At 44.5% G+C, this 14,792-nt stretch carries 13 protein-coding genes; all 13 read left to right on the top strand.

The features are described from left to right. Window positions 1–18: 18 nt before the first annotated feature. The 13 genes from mshL (at window position 19) to R7P67_RS18370 (ending at window position 14,680) form a co-directional block, all read left to right on the top strand. Window positions 19–1,659, top strand: a complete 1,641-nt coding sequence (gene mshL, locus R7P67_RS18430) for a pilus (MSHA type) biogenesis protein MshL (RefSeq protein ID WP_033907420.1) — start codon at window positions 19–21, stop codon at window positions 1,657–1,659. 44 nt (window positions 1,660–1,703) lie between these two features. Then, complete coding sequence (locus R7P67_RS18425) at window positions 1,704–2,549, top strand: ExeA family protein (protein WP_005381192.1); 846 nt, start codon at window positions 1,704–1,706, stop codon at window positions 2,547–2,549. After that, on the top strand, window positions 2,546–3,640 hold the full coding sequence (locus R7P67_RS18420) for a tetratricopeptide repeat protein (protein ID WP_199266801.1): 1,095 nt from the start codon (window positions 2,546–2,548) through the stop codon (window positions 3,638–3,640). Before R7P67_RS18425 ends, R7P67_RS18420 begins: the two co-directional genes overlap by 4 nt. Then, on the top strand, window positions 3,637–5,361 hold the full coding sequence (locus tag R7P67_RS18415; RefSeq protein WP_005381188.1) for a GspE/PulE family protein: 1,725 nt from the start codon (window positions 3,637–3,639) through the stop codon (window positions 5,359–5,361). Before R7P67_RS18420 ends, R7P67_RS18415 begins: the two co-directional genes overlap by 4 nt. Window positions 5,362–5,369: 8 nt before the next feature. Beyond that, window positions 5,370–6,593 carry a type II secretion system F family protein gene (locus R7P67_RS18410; protein WP_005381186.1) on the top strand — a complete coding sequence of 408 codons (1,224 nt, stop codon included), beginning with the start codon at window positions 5,370–5,372 and terminating at the stop codon, window positions 6,591–6,593. A gap of 3 nt (window positions 6,594–6,596) precedes the next feature. Next, window positions 6,597–7,058: a hypothetical protein gene (locus R7P67_RS18405; protein ID WP_031781206.1), complete on the top strand. Its 462-nt coding sequence runs from the start codon at window positions 6,597–6,599 to the stop codon at window positions 7,056–7,058. Between the two features lie 291 nt (window positions 7,059–7,349). Continuing rightward, entirely contained in the window at window positions 7,350–7,856 is a 507-nt protein-coding gene (locus tag R7P67_RS18400) for a type II secretion system protein (protein WP_064368799.1), read from the top strand. A 64-nt stretch (window positions 7,857–7,920) separates the two neighbouring features. Continuing rightward, window positions 7,921–8,154 (top strand): type II secretion system protein, encoded by a 234-nt coding sequence (locus tag R7P67_RS18395; protein ID WP_005388453.1) that lies wholly within the window; start codon window positions 7,921–7,923, stop codon window positions 8,152–8,154. Between the two features lie 115 nt (window positions 8,155–8,269). Continuing rightward, window positions 8,270–8,818, top strand: a complete 549-nt coding sequence (locus R7P67_RS18390) for a type II secretion system protein (RefSeq protein ID WP_213912450.1) — start codon at window positions 8,270–8,272, stop codon at window positions 8,816–8,818. Then, window positions 8,815–9,396 carry a type II secretion system protein gene (locus R7P67_RS18385; RefSeq protein WP_025767603.1) on the top strand — a complete coding sequence of 194 codons (582 nt, stop codon included), beginning with the start codon at window positions 8,815–8,817 and terminating at the stop codon, window positions 9,394–9,396. Before R7P67_RS18390 ends, R7P67_RS18385 begins: the two co-directional genes overlap by 4 nt. After that, window positions 9,396–10,109 carry a PilW family protein gene (locus R7P67_RS18380; protein ID WP_154205003.1) on the top strand — a complete coding sequence of 238 codons (714 nt, stop codon included), beginning with the start codon at window positions 9,396–9,398 and terminating at the stop codon, window positions 10,107–10,109. Before R7P67_RS18385 ends, R7P67_RS18380 begins: the two co-directional genes overlap by 1 nt. After that, window positions 10,099–10,533 (top strand): hypothetical protein, encoded by a 435-nt coding sequence (locus R7P67_RS18375; RefSeq protein ID WP_025767605.1) that lies wholly within the window; start codon window positions 10,099–10,101, stop codon window positions 10,531–10,533. The genes R7P67_RS18380 and R7P67_RS18375 overlap by 11 nt, the downstream gene beginning before the upstream one ends. A gap of 4 nt (window positions 10,534–10,537) precedes the next feature. Beyond that, window positions 10,538–14,680 (top strand): DUF6701 domain-containing protein, encoded by a 4,143-nt coding sequence (locus tag R7P67_RS18370; RefSeq protein WP_044129503.1) that lies wholly within the window; start codon window positions 10,538–10,540, stop codon window positions 14,678–14,680. The last annotated feature ends 112 nt before the right edge of the window (window positions 14,681–14,792 follow it).

The raw sequence follows: 14,792 nt of genomic DNA, 5'->3' as shown, positions 1-14,792 counted from the left end.
ACCAGAGCCCGATCAGATATGCGCAAATTAGTTGTAGGAATAACGATTGCTTCTTTAATGGGATGTTCAATGGGTCATCGGAATCCAGTGGAAGTTAAAGAAGCGCTCAATGAATCGATTAATCAAGCGAACAGCCGCACATTGGAAGAAATCCCTTCTTCTGTTGAGGCAGACTTGATGCCAAATTTAGACTCGAACGTTGCATCAGAGCAAGGCACCTCGAAGCGTTTTCGTATTCAGGCGAATGCGGTCGATGCAAGAAGCTTTTTCGCCTCATTAGTGAAAGGCACTGAGTACAGCGTGGCGATTCACCCATCGGTACAAGGTAATATCACCGTCAACTTGTCAGATGTGACATTGGATGAAGTTCTGAATGTCGTACAGAATATGTATGGCTATGACGTGGTGAAGTCTGGCAAAGTTATTCAAATCTACCCAGCAGGTATGCGTACGGTGACCATTCCAGTCGATTACCTGCAGTTCAAGCGTTCTGGTCGCTCATTAACCAGCATTGTTACGGGCTCTGTAACCTCGGCTGGTACGTCTAATTCTGGTGGTAGCTCAGACAGTTCTGACTCGTCAGACTCTAACAATGGAAACAACAACGATAGCTCGACCACATCTACGGGTGGTACACGCATTGAAACCATCACTGAGAGTGACTTCTGGCCTATGCTGCAGCAAGCTGTTGCGAATCTAATTGGTTCAGGCAAAGGGCAAAGTGTGGTTGTAACGCCACAAGCGGGAGTTATTACGGTTCGAGCATTTCCAGATGATATTCGCGAAGTACGCGAGTTCTTAGGTGTATCGCAGGAGCGCATGCAGCGCCAGGTCATTCTTGAAGCTAAAATTCTAGAAGTGACGTTGAATGATGGCTACCAACAAGGCATCAACTGGTCAAACTTATCGGCGTCAATTGGTAACTCGGGTAGTATCGTAGTCAACCGCCCTGCATCGGCATTACCACCATTGGATGCGATTGGCACGCTCTTGGGCGGTCAAACCAACGTGACTATTTCGGATGGTAACTTCAATGCAGTGTTGAGCTTCATGTCTACGCAAGGTGACTTGAACGTCCTTTCGAGCCCTCGTATTACCGCTGCCAACAACCAAAAATCTGTCATCAAAGTCGGTACCGATGAGTACTTTGTTACCGAGCTATCGAGTAATGCAGGCAACGGTGAAAACTCAAATGCAGTTCCTGAAGTGGAACTGACGCCATTCTTCTCGGGTATTTCCCTCGATGTGACTCCGCAAATTGATAACAAAGGCAATGTGTTCCTGCATGTTCACCCCGCAGTTATTGAAGTTACAGAAGAAGTGAAGCAATTGAACTTGGGCGGAGATTTCCAAAACATCCAACTGCCATTAGCGAAAAGCTCTATTCGTGAATCAGACTCGGTTATTCGTGCTAAAGATGGCGATGTTGTGGTTATCGGCGGGTTGATGAAACAGCAAAATCGTGAGCTTGTTTCTAAAGTCCCATTTTTGGGCGATGTACCAGCATTGGGGCATTTGTTCCGCAACGTGAATAACGTAACTGAGAAAACAGAATTGGTCATCTTGCTAAAACCGACCGTAGTTGGCGTGAACTCTTGGCAGAAAGAGCTAGAGCGCTCTCGTGATCTGCTGCAAGAGTGGTTCCCAGATGCGCAATAAGCGCTGGGAAAGGTTCTGTTTTTCAATAGGTTTGTGATTCGAGTATGTACTTGTCACACTTTGGGTTCCGAGTTCAGCCTTTTTCGTTAACCCCAAATACAGAAATGTTCTTGGGGTTAGTCCCTCACTATGAGGCGATCCAAACCATCCTAGCTGCCGTGCAAATGGGAGAAGGGGTGATTAAGGTGACGGGAGAAGTCGGCACTGGAAAAACCATGGTATGCCGTAAGCTGATCGAGCAGATTGAATCTGAAGTTGAGCTTATTTACTTACCCAATCCAGTGTTGAATGGGGAACAGTTGCAGTTTGCTGTCGCCAGAGAGTTGGGTATCGAGAACGATGATCCGCTGCGTATCGTTTCCCTCATTCAAGAGCACTTGATTCAAGTACATGCCTTGGGAAAGAAAACCGTATTGATCGTTGATGAAGCGCAAGCTCTTTCCCCACAAGCTTTAGAAACATTACGTCTATTTGGCAACTTAGAAACGGAACAAGATAAGCTCATTCAATTGGTGTTATTCGGACAACCTGAGTTGGATGAAAGATTGGCTAACCATGAGCTAAGGCAATTTCGTCAACGCATTACGTTTAGTTGCCAGTTACGTCCTCTCTCTATCGATGAAGGCGTGGCTTACATCAATAATCGTTTAGATAAAGCAGGCAATGGGGCGCACATTTTTTCTATTGAACAGAAAAAAGCGATTTGGCGTTCATCCATGGGGATTCCGCGCTTGATAAACCAAATTAGTCACAAGTCGTTGCTTGCTGCATTTAATGATCGTTGCACACTATTGAAAAATCATCACGTTTACGCCGCTATGCACGATACGTTTGATGCCCGTAAACCTAAGTTTAAAACACCCGTATTTTGGGGATGGAGTCAACCTTGAGTGCCATCAATAAAGCATTATCAGAACTTGCTGAAAAAACATCGCCGTCAGAGCTTACTCGTGCGGAGATTCCAAGTGTCTCACGCAGTAAACCTTGGCTTTGGCTTGTCGCCGGTTTTTCGTTAAGCCTTGCGGTTGGTAGCTGGGCGGTCTCTCGCGGTCCTGTCCCTTCAGGCGAGCTATCACAATTTCAAACCGACGCTATGCCATTGTCGTCTGTGAATGTCTCACCAATTGTGTCATCGGAGCGCACTCACTCGCCAACGAGTAAAATGACGCCCGATACAACTCAAGTGGTTTACACTAAACCAGCCACACAGCCGGTCGCGCAACAGCCTCACATGCAAGAGACTGATAGGTTCACGCCAAAATCTGAGATAAATATCGCCTCTGATGATTCAGTTTTACTCGCGCAGTTAGCAACGATGCCGAGCGAGGAACAATACGATCACGTAACCCACACGACAGCAGAAAACAGTTCAATGAGTATTGAGCAGGTTGAGCTTACACATCGTCAGCTTTCCCTTAAGGCTGTTAGTCGAGCGGAAAAGGCACTCGATGCTAACGATATGCAAACAGCGTTATCGGCTTATGCCGAGGCGTTGCGTTATGAGCCAATGAATGCAGACACGCGTCAAAAGTTATCAGCGTTGTACTTTGGTAAAGGTGACACGCGTAAAGCATATGAGATTATTCAAGAAGGCATCAACCTAGATACGAACAACCAAGTACTCCGCTTGGCCTTGTCTAAGTTGTTAGTGAAAGCTAATCAACCTGAAGCGGCGCTGAGCCCGCTTGTTCATTTGCCTCCAGTACCAAGTCGAGATTACTTGGCGATGCGTGCGGCATTGGCACAAAAACACAAGCAAAATGACATTGCGCTTGAGAGCTATCAACTCCTAACTCAGCGTGAGCCGGAAAACGCGCGCTGGTGGTTAGGTTTGGCTATTCAACAAGAGCGCGCCCTGGCTTTTACTGCCGCGATTCACTCTTACAACCAAGCTCTGGGTAAAGTTGGCATTTCGAATCAATCGCAAGCATTTATCCGTGACCGTTTGAGCATCTTGAAAGAGTTGGAGAGCGCACAATGAAAATTCAGTTGAGAAAACGCTTGGGCGATCTTCTGGTAGAGGAAGGTATCGTCTCTGAAGAACAAATCCAGCAAGCACTAAACGCACAACGCAGTACCGGGCAGAAGCTAGGGGATGCGTTAATTGACCTTGGCTTTATTACCGAAAAGCAAATGTTGGACTTCTTGTCTCAGCAGCTTGGTTTGCCACTGATCGATCTTGGTCGTGCGCCTGTGGATGCCGAAGCCGTGCAGATTTTACCTGAGGTACACGCACGTCGCTTACGTGCGATGGTCGTTGCTCGAAATGGGGACACACTGCGCGTTGCTATGAGTGACCCTGCGGACTTGTTCATCCAAGAATCATTGATGAACTTGTTAGGTCAATACAACCTTGAGTTCATTGTTGCTTCAGAGCGTCAGCTTATTTCAAGCTTTGACCGTTATTACCGCCGTACTAAAGAGATAGCCTCCTTTGCTGAACAGCTGCATGAAGAGCATAAAGATGTACAAAGCTTTGATTACGGTATTGATGAAGCCGATAGTGAAGAGGTTACCGTTGTAAAGCTGGTTAATTCCATGTTTGAAGATGCGGTACAGGTTGGAGCTTCGGATATTCATATTGAGCCAGACGATCAAGTATTGCGTTTGCGCCAGCGTATTGATGGCGTATTGCATGAAACGCTCTTAAATGAAGTGAATATTGCATCGGCTTTGGTTCTTCGACTGAAGTTGATGGCACACCTAGATATTTCTGAAAAGCGCTTGCCGCAAGATGGCCGATTCAATATCAAAGTTCGTGGCCAATCAATTGATATTCGTATGTCGACGTTACCAACGCAGTACGGAGAATCTGTAGTAATGCGTCTGCTTAACCAGTCCGCTGGTTTGCGTCCGTTAGAAGAGTCGGGCTTGCCGCCAGACTTGCTTGCTCGCTTACGTCGACAGTTGGCGCGTCCGCATGGCATGATTTTGGTTACCGGGCCGACAGGTTCCGGTAAAACCACCACGCTTTACGGCGCATTGAGTGAGCTCAACGAACCTGGGAAAAAGATCATTACAGCAGAGGACCCGGTTGAATATCGTCTGCCTCGTATCACTCAGGTACAGGTTAACAGTAAGATCGATCTAACTTTCTCGCGTGTTCTTAGAACCTTTTTACGTCAAGACCCAGACATCATTCTTGTTGGTGAGATGCGTGACCAAGAGACGGTAGAAATTGGTCTGCGAGCGGCACTAACGGGTCACTTAGTATTGAGTACTCTCCACACCAACGATGCTGTCGACAGTGCGTTACGTATGATCGATATGGGAGCGCCGGGTTACTTGGTTGCTAGTGCAGTCAGAGCCGTGGTGGCGCAGCGTCTTGTGCGCCGAGTTTGCCCAGATTGTAAAACAGAAGACCACTTAGATGAGTCTCGCCAGCAGTGGTTAGCTGGGCGTTTCCCAAATCAAGTTAGCACCATTTTTTATAAAGGCGCAGGTTGCCAAAACTGTAACTTGACTGGTTATCGAGGCCGAATCGGTGTGTTTGAAATGCTCGAACTTGAGCAAGAGATGATGGATAAATTGCGCGCCAATGATGCGGTTGGCTTTGCGCAAGCCGCGCGCCGCTCAGAAAACTATAAGCCACTGCTTGCTTCTGCAATGGAACTGGCGCTACAAGGCACCGTCAGTTTGGATGAAGTGATGACCCTAGGTGAGGGTGATGCTTCTGGTAAGACTGATCCCATTTTCATATAGGTAAGTGAATGCCAACTTTTCGTTATCAAGGCCGCACGCTAGACGGCTCATCCACTAACGGCAAAATCGAAGCAGTGAACTCAGAAGCTGCGGCGGAAGCTTTGATGAATAAAGGGGTCATCCCGCTCAATGTACGGTTAGAGAAAGAGTCGGCAAAAAGCCAAGTGAGCTTATCTAAGCTGTTTGTGCCTGCTATTCCGTTGGAAGTAATTATTCTTTTCTCTCGCCAGTTGTTTAGTTTGACTAAAGCTGGCGTACCTTTGCTGCGCTCTATGCGTGGCTTGTTGCAAAATTGCGAAAACAAACAGCTCAAAGAGGCGCTAGAAGATGTCGTTTCTGAACTGAGTAATGGCCGAGGTTTGTCTTCTGCGATGCAGCAACACAGTAAAGTATTCAGCCCACTGTTCGTTTCTATGATCAACGTCGGTGAGAATACGGGTCGGCTTGACCAAGCGCTATTGCAACTGGCGAATTACTACGAACAGGAACTTGAGACTCGCAAACGCATTAAAGCGGCGATGCGTTATCCAACGTTTGTCATTATCTTTATCACCATCGCCATGTTTGTATTGAATATCTTGGTGATCCCTGAGTTTGCATCGATGTTCACGCGCTTTGGTGTTGAGCTACCATTGCCGACGCGTATTTTGATCGCGACTTCTAATTTCTTTGTTAATTATTGGGTGTTGCTAGTTGTGGCAATGATTGGCGCGTTTACGGTGTTCAGAGCGTGGGTGGCGACGGCTGATGGTCGGGAGAAGTTCGATAAGTTTCGGCTTCGGCTGCCAATTGTAGGCGATATCGTTAATCGTGCGCAGCTTTCTCGTTTTGCCAGAACCTTTTCGTTGATGCTGAAATCAGGTGTGCCACTTAACCAGTCTTTGGCTTTGGCCGGGGAAGCCTTAGGGAACCGTTTTTTAGAAAACCGAATTCTTGAGATGAAGTCCGCAATTGAAGCGGGTAGCACCATTTCAGTGACGGCCATCAACAGTAAAATATTCACCCCATTGGTGATTCAGATGATTGCAGTAGGTGAAGAAACTGGTCGTATTGATGAGTTGCTGCTGGAGGTGTCGGACTTTTACGATCGAGAAGTCGATTACGATCTAAAAACGCTGACCGCAAGAATAGAACCATTACTTTTGGTGATTGTCGCAGGCATGGTCATGGTGCTGGCATTGGGTATCTTCTTACCAATGTGGGGAATGCTCGACATCATCAAAGGCGGCTAATAGGTGGTTGAAAATCAAAGCCGAGCAACGCTTATTGTGTTTGGGGTTATTGCTACGATTATGGCGGTGGGTTTGGCGGTCAAATTACGTCCTGTTACCGAGCAAGCACAAGTAACTGGAGCGAAGTTAGCGAGAGTTTGGATGCAAGACAGTGTTCAGCGTTATCGTCAAGCTTGGCTAGTACAAGGCGAGCCAGAACATATGCTGATGGATGGTTTTAACCTTACTATGACTGAGGACGGGTTAGTGTCTCCCTTTACTCAGCAAGGTGTATTAGATTGTGGTTATTGGCTAGCGGTGCATTACCCCCAACGTAAAATAATGACCAACAAGTTAATAGATATCAGTGGAGCCATCAAAACTGATCGTTATGTCTGTCACTACACTTATGAAAATGGTCAGTCGATTGTAGTTATCTCAACTGCTAATCAACTGAAAATAGACGTCGAAATGTCGGCGGAGTGAATTTTTTGACACCTAATCACTATAATTGGTAATGAAAGTCGGTATAATGCAATCATTACCATAAGTAACAGGCTGTAATCGAGGGTAAACAATAATGTGTTTTTCTCATTGCAGCATGAACTGAATAATGGCGAATCGTCATTCTGCTCAAGCGGTAGATACAGTATCCACTTCACGGTCAGTTTTAGTGAACGTTGCTGCCCCAAACCGTTTTGACAATATCCAAAATGGTCGCGTGACCTAAACAAAACTTTGCAGTTGTACTGCATGCTTACATAGAGAGAGTAAACAATGAAAAGACAAGGTGGTTTCACCCTTATCGAATTGGTAGTGGTAATTGTAATCCTAGGTATTCTAGCGGTAACTGCAGCACCACGTTTCCTTAACCTGCAAGATGATGCTCGTAATGCAACACTTGAAGGCTTAAAAGGTGCTATCCAAGGTGCATCCGGCATTGTATATGGCAAGTCTGCTATTGCTGGTATTGAGACCGCTGCTGAGGCTGACGGTACTGAGTTAGACTTGGGGGATGGCACTAAGATAAAAACAATCTATGGCTACCCTTTAGCAACAGAAGATGATATTTCGAAAATTGTTGACGGTATTGGCACTGACAGTGATTTTGAAATGAAGAAAGAAAATAAATCTAAAGGTAATGATACGTACGCATATTTTGGTATTCCTAAATATGACTCTACGTGTGTTGAATATAAACAAGCAACGTCTGGAGCTGCGGCTGTAATTAAAGTAGTAGCTAATGATAAAGCGACTGTCACTGATGGTTGTAAGAAACCATAAGAATTCAAAGGCCAGCTAGTCTGGCCTTTATCTCCTTATTTTGATGAATCTCGGAATAGTTCATATGCGTAAATCATCAGGTCTTAGTGCAATAGAGTTTGTGGTTGTGCTGATTATCTTGGGGGTGATCGGTTATGTGGTATTACCAAGATTTATCAGCTTCGAGCCAGAAACTTACGAAGCGAAGTGGGAGCAAACCAAGCAGACCGCTGAACACGTTTCTGAAACGCTGAGCAATAAAGAAACTTACGATCGAATTGAAGAAGAGATTGGCCGTTCAAAAGGGCAAAATAACTAGACATTGGTTGTTTGTTCGTCTGTTCACACTTCGAATCGAAAAGTTACAAACCTATCATTAATCTCATAATTTCATCGTATACTTATTTCGCTTGTTCTAAGCCTAAGGTTGGGTTATGAAAATTCGCAGCTCTGCATTAGGGTTCACGTTAATGGAGTTAATCCTCGTGATTGTTCTCCTCTCTATCCTTTCACTTTTTGCAGCCAGCCGTTTTATGGGCTCAGGCAGTTTTTCTGCATATGCATTACAAGAACGCGTGATTTCTGTGATTCGCCAAGTGCAGGTGAATCGTATGCAGTCGAATATCAGCATCCCAAACAAGTCTTATCCTGAAAGGTGCCTACCTAGTAGCTACAAAGCTGGAGAGGACTCTAGCTACACTAATTTTTGTTTGTCGATTACAAGCTCTTGCATCGGGTCTAGTGCTGCATGCGGCCTGGCTAGCAAGGAACAAGACACTCGTAGTGACATGGTTGTTGATAAATCCGCAAAGTTTTCACTGACCAATGCTGTAACTAATCCAATCGAGTTTGATTTATTGGGTAATCCAATAAACTCAGCGAGTGGTGGGGTTTCAATCCTGATTGAAGATAAGCATGGTCGAAGCCGCTGCCAAGTTGAAATTAATACTCAAGGCTATGTTTCTAAAGGTACATGCTCATGAAGAAATCTAGTGGCATGACTTTGATAGAAATGATCATCGCGATTGTTTTAATGGGCATTGCGATGGTGGCGTTTACTTCTTTTCTTGTCCCTCAAATTCGAGATTCCGCCATCCCTCATTATCAAACCCGCGCGGCCGCATTAGGCCAAGGTTTCATGTCTCAGATATTGGCGCGAGGCTTCGATGAAAACAGCGACTTTGATGGTGGCACCGTTCGGTGTGGTGAGAATGGAGTGAGCTGCACTGACGTAAATAAATTAGGTGCGGATAAAAAACTAGACGGTTCCTTGGAAACAACGCCTAGTGATTTCAATGATGTCGATGACTATATCGGGTGTTGGAGCACATCTACAACGGCTTCTCAGTGTGATGGTATCCCTAGAGGGAATATTAGTGATGTACTTGGTGCGGACAGTACTGAGCAGTACAAAAACTTTAGATTAGAAATTAGCGTTGCCTATGATGATCTGACGGATAAAGCTCCCGATGAAATAACCGAATACAAAAAAGTAACATTACGGATTTTTGCGGGGAACACGCAGCCCCTTACTTTAACCGCTATTAAAGGGAACTACTGATGAAAGCTCGTGGTTTCACCTTAATGGAAATGATAGTTACGATTGTGATCGGCAGCTTCATCATGTTGGGTATAGCTGGGTATGTCCAGTTAGGAATGAAAGGGTACGCTGATACTATCGACCGCCAACGAATACAAACACAAGCTCAGTTTGTTTTAGAAAAGATGACGCGTGAAATCCGCCATGCTGTACCTAATAGTTTTCATGTGCCAAAAGGAACAACTAATTGTCTAGAGTTTGTGCCGATTGAATATTCTGGTTTTTACACGTTTAAGAATAATGACTTAGAGTTTTTGCTAGGTAATGACTCAACGCTTAATCCTATTCCTACGAATCGCAGGATGGTGATAAATCCGAGCCGATATGAAGATTTACAATCAACTTCTTCGCGAAATATAGCCATTGGTGGTTTAGCTAAAACAGGTAAGGTTTTTGTTGTTAGTGGGGGGGCAAGTACGATTACGGGATCCTCTGTTTCTAGCCGTCTTTATATTTATCAAGAGAAGTCGGAGGTTCGCTACTGTTTTGATACCAAGCGAGTTACGCGAAATGGTATTACAGTTGCGGATAGTGTCGATACGTCCGTAAGTGGTATGCGTTATCTAGAGTCTACTCTGCAACGAGGTGGTTTAGTTCATATTAATCTAGAGTTTGAGCAGGATGGTGAACGTAGTGTGTATCAACAAGATGTGCAGGTGCTCAATGTCCCGTAAAAGAAACTCCAGCGGAAATGTACTAATCATCGTGTTATTCGTCATTATTGTAATGGGATATTTGGCTTCCTCTTTAATGAAAGTTACATGGTCGAATCAAAGCGGATTAACAAGAGAGTTTTTGGGAACAAAAGCTTGGTTTGTTGCTCAGTCCGCCAATGAGTGGGCACTGACCAAGATGTATCCGTTAGATACAAGTACAACAGATATCGAGACCGTATGCAGTGGGGAGGTTAGCGGTGCCGTTCCGCCGGTAGCTGTGGGAAGTGGGTGCAAGGTTAATGCGATGGCATGTACAAATATAGGTACTTTCAATGAGGGTACCCCTGACGCTGAATCTCTTTTTAAGGTGCAGGCCACGGCAACGTGTGGTTCTGGGGTTATACAGGTACAGCGTCAGCAAGAAGTTTGGGTTAGGGATTAGGATAATGAAAAGAATAATAATTACTGCTTTATTCGTCAGTTTGTTTTCTTCTGAAAGTTTTTCTGCTGTTCCAAATGATATGACTCCATATTGGTCGATTAGTCAGGGGAAAATGAAAGCCAGAGGGAGCTTCTGTGGTGGGTATTATTATGATTTTGGCAACTATATTTGTCCCAATGGTCTTACAATGAATGTAGGCCAGTCAGTCAACGCTTACCGTGATATCAACATTCATGTTTATGGTGGTGTTGAACTTAAAGGAAAAAATACTTTAGGAAGCAGTGAACATTCGATCAATATCCTATCCAAGAACAGCGATTTCAAAGGTAAAAATGACATTGAAATTTTTGGGCGTGTGGAGTCTTTCGGTGCAGTTGAACTCAAGAACGATATTAAGGTTCACGGTTTAATCTACGTATCCCACGGAAAGGTGCTTCTTGAAGATGCAGAAGTACAAGGCAATGTTACCAGTTACTCTGATGGTATTGAGATAAAAGGTAAAAGGAATGTCATTAATGGCAGTGTTGAGGGGGCTAAAGACGTAACTCTCTCGAAAGTAACAGTGAATGGCAATGTTACGAGTACGGGTGGACAAATTAAAACGGAGAGCAATGGTAACAGGATTCATGGTGATGTTATAGCGCATGGTGATATAACGTTGAAGAAGACGGTTGTCGAGGGGAAAGTTACAAGTCAAGGCGGTGAAGTAAAGACAGAATCAAATGAAAATGAAATTCAAGGTGATGTTTGGGCACGAAGCAAAGTTACTTTAAAACAAACGAAAGTTACTGGGGATGTAACTAGTGAAGGTCACGAGGTGATCCTAGAGAGCCATAACCAAGTACACGGAAATATTCTCGCTCTACATAAAGTCGATATTAAAAACTCATTGGTTTGTGGCCGGGTAGAATCAACAGGTAGCGAAGTATCGTTGACTAACTCTAAACTCGATCAAAATCGAGGTGTTTATACTCTTAGTGAAGCGATTCAGTCCCACGGGAAAGCCACAGTAAAAAGCTCGACCGTCTGTGGTTCTGTTAACTCAAAATCACATTCTTACGAGTACAATGATAGTGACATTTATTGTGGTGTAGATGATCCCAACTGTCAGCCCCCCCAGACCGGAGAGTGCCCAATAGAGGCTGTAGCCTCACTTTGTCCTGAATTAGTTCCTGTTATTCCTCCAACACAGCAATGTTCACTATTACCAGAAGAAAACTTCAATTCAGGTTCATTGTCAAACTGGTCGGTGATGGGCTTTGGTACCAGTGACGAGCCCCATATCTCTGATGGACGTTTCATCTTAAACTCAAATAAACCAGAGCAGGCAACAGCCTCTGCATATAACTATATTTTTCCGTCAGATCAGAACTATTTAGAGATTGAGTTTGATCACAATGCATATGGTGGGAATGGTGCTGACGGTGTTGCGCTGGTGATTTCTGATGCGAGTGTCCCTCCTCAAACCGGGGCATTTGGTGGTCCGCTTGGTTACGGGATGAAGCTTCTAAAGAATCACTACCCTGAAGTCTCCAAAGATGTAGAAGGCTTTGCTGGTGGTTGGCTAGGTATTGGTATTGATGAGTTTGGTAACTACATTCGTGAAGGGAGCGAGAAAATCGTTTCAAATAGTGTTGCTGATAATGTTGGGGTGCGTGGACAGGGCGTCCAAGATGCGAATGGTAAGTGGTTGAAAGGTTATCCGTATATCACTGGCAAAAAATACAGCAGCTCGTTGGATAATCGAAAAGGTAAAGAGAAACTGCATCGTTATAAAGTAGTTTTAAATTCGCGTAACACCGATACGATAACGCTGGCTGTATTTCGAAAAGTCGGAAAAAATGGCGGATGGGATCCTGTTATCGAAGAGTTTAACGTTTTGAAAAAAGGTGGTTTTAACTATATTCCAGATAACTTCCGTCTGTCGGTAACGGCATCCACAGGTATGCTTACCAATACGCATGATATTGATAACTTCCGAGTCTGTGCGGACAAGTACTCGCGATTAACAGATGGTATTCATCATTTCGAGTTTGACTACTCAGGCTCAGGCAGTACGTGTCAGGCTTCTGATGTGACACTTAGAGCTTGTATGAATGAAAGTTGTTCTGAGCAATATCCTAGAGATGCATACGATGATGGCAGCTTAACGCCTCTCTCTGTCACTTTACTTCCATCTACTGGCAATAATGTTGCCAACTGGGTTGGTGGTACAAATGTACAGTTTGAGAATGAAACTCAGCTTGAGCTGCAAGGTTCAAGAGCTGGCGATATTACTTTGGGTATCGATCAAAGTTCCGTACCACAGTTTGGCTTTGAAGGGGCACGATGTCGAATTAATGGCGGGCCACTATCTGCTAACAACTGTAATGTAACCTTCGCTTCAAATGTGCTTGCGGTGAATGTTAATGATGTAGTTGCTAGTCGCGAAACTACGGGGGAGGACTACCTATCGTTTTGTTCAACTCGAACTGAAGACGGCGGTGAATCTCGCGGTGTTAATATGTCGATTGATTATGAAGTGGCACCGATCGATAGCTCTCAACCTGTCGTGATTTCTTACAAGAAAAAAGTGAAAGATCAGGCTGTGGAATGGAGTTCAAATGTCGAGCTAACCAGAGCTAATAAATACCTGCCTAATGTTTATTTTGATGATGAAGGCAAGGCATTCTTTAAGTTGAGATACTCTGAAGCTGGAAAGGTCAAACTTAAAGCCAGTGTTGAAGGTGTTGATGACTCGGATGGATTCGGCAGCTTCGTTAGTTTTCCTTCAAAACTGAAAGTTACTGCAAAGAGTGGTGATAAGAGCGGAGAGTGCACCAACAGTAAAAATGGCTGCTCTTCGGGGTTTGTTGCTGCTGGTGAAGTTTTTGAGTTAACCATCTCGGCATTGCAAGATGATGATACGGTTGCTGAGAACTATCAAGAGAAGACTATTACGGTTAGTAATAAAGTGAAGTACCCGTCTAATGGTTCATTAGCCAAACTTCTAAATGAGAAGCTACCAGAATCAAGTAAATGGTCTCGTGGCAGTGTGACGTTTGATCAATCGGTTTCAGAAGTCGGTGTTTTCGAGCTTATTGCTGAGGCACCAGTTGCTAAAGATGAAAATGGCGATGATATTGGCACATCTCTATATCTTGGTAGTAATGCATTTAAAATAGCCGATGGTAAGTCAACCATTGGGCGCTTCTATCCGGATTACTTTAAAGTCACCGGGACAGAGTGGACCTACCCTGATAATCAGAATCAATCTGTATATATGGGACAGAATTTTGAATCGGTTAAGTTTGAAGTCACAGCATATAACGCTAACGGTTACACAACTCAAAATTATGGTGGTTTTGCCAATTCTTTAAAAGCAGATTTGTATTTGGCTGGTGGTTACTCAGATAGACTTAGCATTTTGGATTCCGATTTGACTAGTGATAACTGGTCGGGAGCTGTGTGGAGCAAAACTTGGGATAACTCAGTTTATTGGCGTAAAGATTTATCTTTGCCGAGTCCCGATGGTCCATTTAATTCAAAACTACCGGCAGACAAGGATAGTTCCATCGAAACGTCTATTTCGCTTTCACTTAATAATAATGGAACTAAAGTATCTGGCTATGTTGATCCTACGATGTTCTTAAAAGAAGGGCAAAATAGCACTGAAGATAGAATGGTTTCGCAACAGCTACTATCGCAACCTGATGTCAGGTTTGGTCGCATAGCTCTGGATGATGTGGGAGTGAATCAGGGTAAATCTGTTAATATCCCCCTTAGAGTGGAGTATTGGAGAGATACCCGATTCGTTTTAAACAGTAAGGATAACGGGACAACAGTGTCCCCAACTCTAAAAAGCCAGGAGCCAGTTTGGCCTGATGATGGCTCCGACTGCGACATTTTACTTGAAGGCGTCAGAACGACGGTTAACGATGGTGCCATGCGTGAACTTATTGCTAAGCAAGAGCGCGCAGACTGTGGACGTCAACAAGCTGAAGTTTGGCTTAATCTCGACCCTAGTGGTAACAACCTCCCTTGGCTCAAATACGACTGGGACAATGATGGCTCCGAAGAAAACCCATCCTCCGTCGTCACCTTCGGTATTCACCGAGGTAATGACCGTGTGATTTACCGTGGTGAGCCAGGGTTAACCGGACAGTAACAACTTAGGTTTTTGCCCTTAAGTTAGGAAACTGCAAGAAATTGAGGCTTTCTGCTCATGTTTGTGTACCAATACCTTGCTGTGACAGCGAGGCATTGGTACATTTAGAGCA

This window comes from Vibrio sp. Vb0937, from assembly GCF_033338855.1.
The sequence above is the reverse complement of the archived record's forward strand: the minus strand, read 5'-3'. Positions and strand labels throughout refer to the sequence as shown.

Excerpts from the sequence above, each read along its gene's own strand:
- mshL (WP_033907420.1), top strand. The coding sequence starts at position 19 with ATGCGCAAATTAGTTGTAGGAATAACGATTGCTTCTTTAATGGGATGT.
- R7P67_RS18425 (WP_005381192.1), top strand. The coding sequence starts at position 1,704 with ATGTACTTGTCACACTTTGGGTTCCGAGTTCAGCCTTTTTCGTTAACC.
- R7P67_RS18415 (WP_005381188.1), top strand. The coding sequence starts at position 3,637 with ATGAAAATTCAGTTGAGAAAACGCTTGGGCGATCTTCTGGTAGAGGAA.
- R7P67_RS18410 (WP_005381186.1), top strand. The coding sequence starts at position 5,370 with ATGCCAACTTTTCGTTATCAAGGCCGCACGCTAGACGGCTCATCCACT.
- R7P67_RS18400 (WP_064368799.1), top strand. The coding sequence starts at position 7,350 with ATGAAAAGACAAGGTGGTTTCACCCTTATCGAATTGGTAGTGGTAATT.
- R7P67_RS18395 (WP_005388453.1), top strand. The coding sequence starts at position 7,921 with ATGCGTAAATCATCAGGTCTTAGTGCAATAGAGTTTGTGGTTGTGCTG.
- R7P67_RS18390 (WP_213912450.1), top strand. The coding sequence starts at position 8,270 with ATGAAAATTCGCAGCTCTGCATTAGGGTTCACGTTAATGGAGTTAATC.
- R7P67_RS18385 (WP_025767603.1), top strand. The coding sequence starts at position 8,815 with ATGAAGAAATCTAGTGGCATGACTTTGATAGAAATGATCATCGCGATT.
- R7P67_RS18380 (WP_154205003.1), top strand. The coding sequence starts at position 9,396 with ATGAAAGCTCGTGGTTTCACCTTAATGGAAATGATAGTTACGATTGTG.
- R7P67_RS18375 (WP_025767605.1), top strand. The coding sequence starts at position 10,099 with ATGTCCCGTAAAAGAAACTCCAGCGGAAATGTACTAATCATCGTGTTA.
- R7P67_RS18370 (WP_044129503.1), top strand. The coding sequence starts at position 10,538 with ATGAAAAGAATAATAATTACTGCTTTATTCGTCAGTTTGTTTTCTTCT.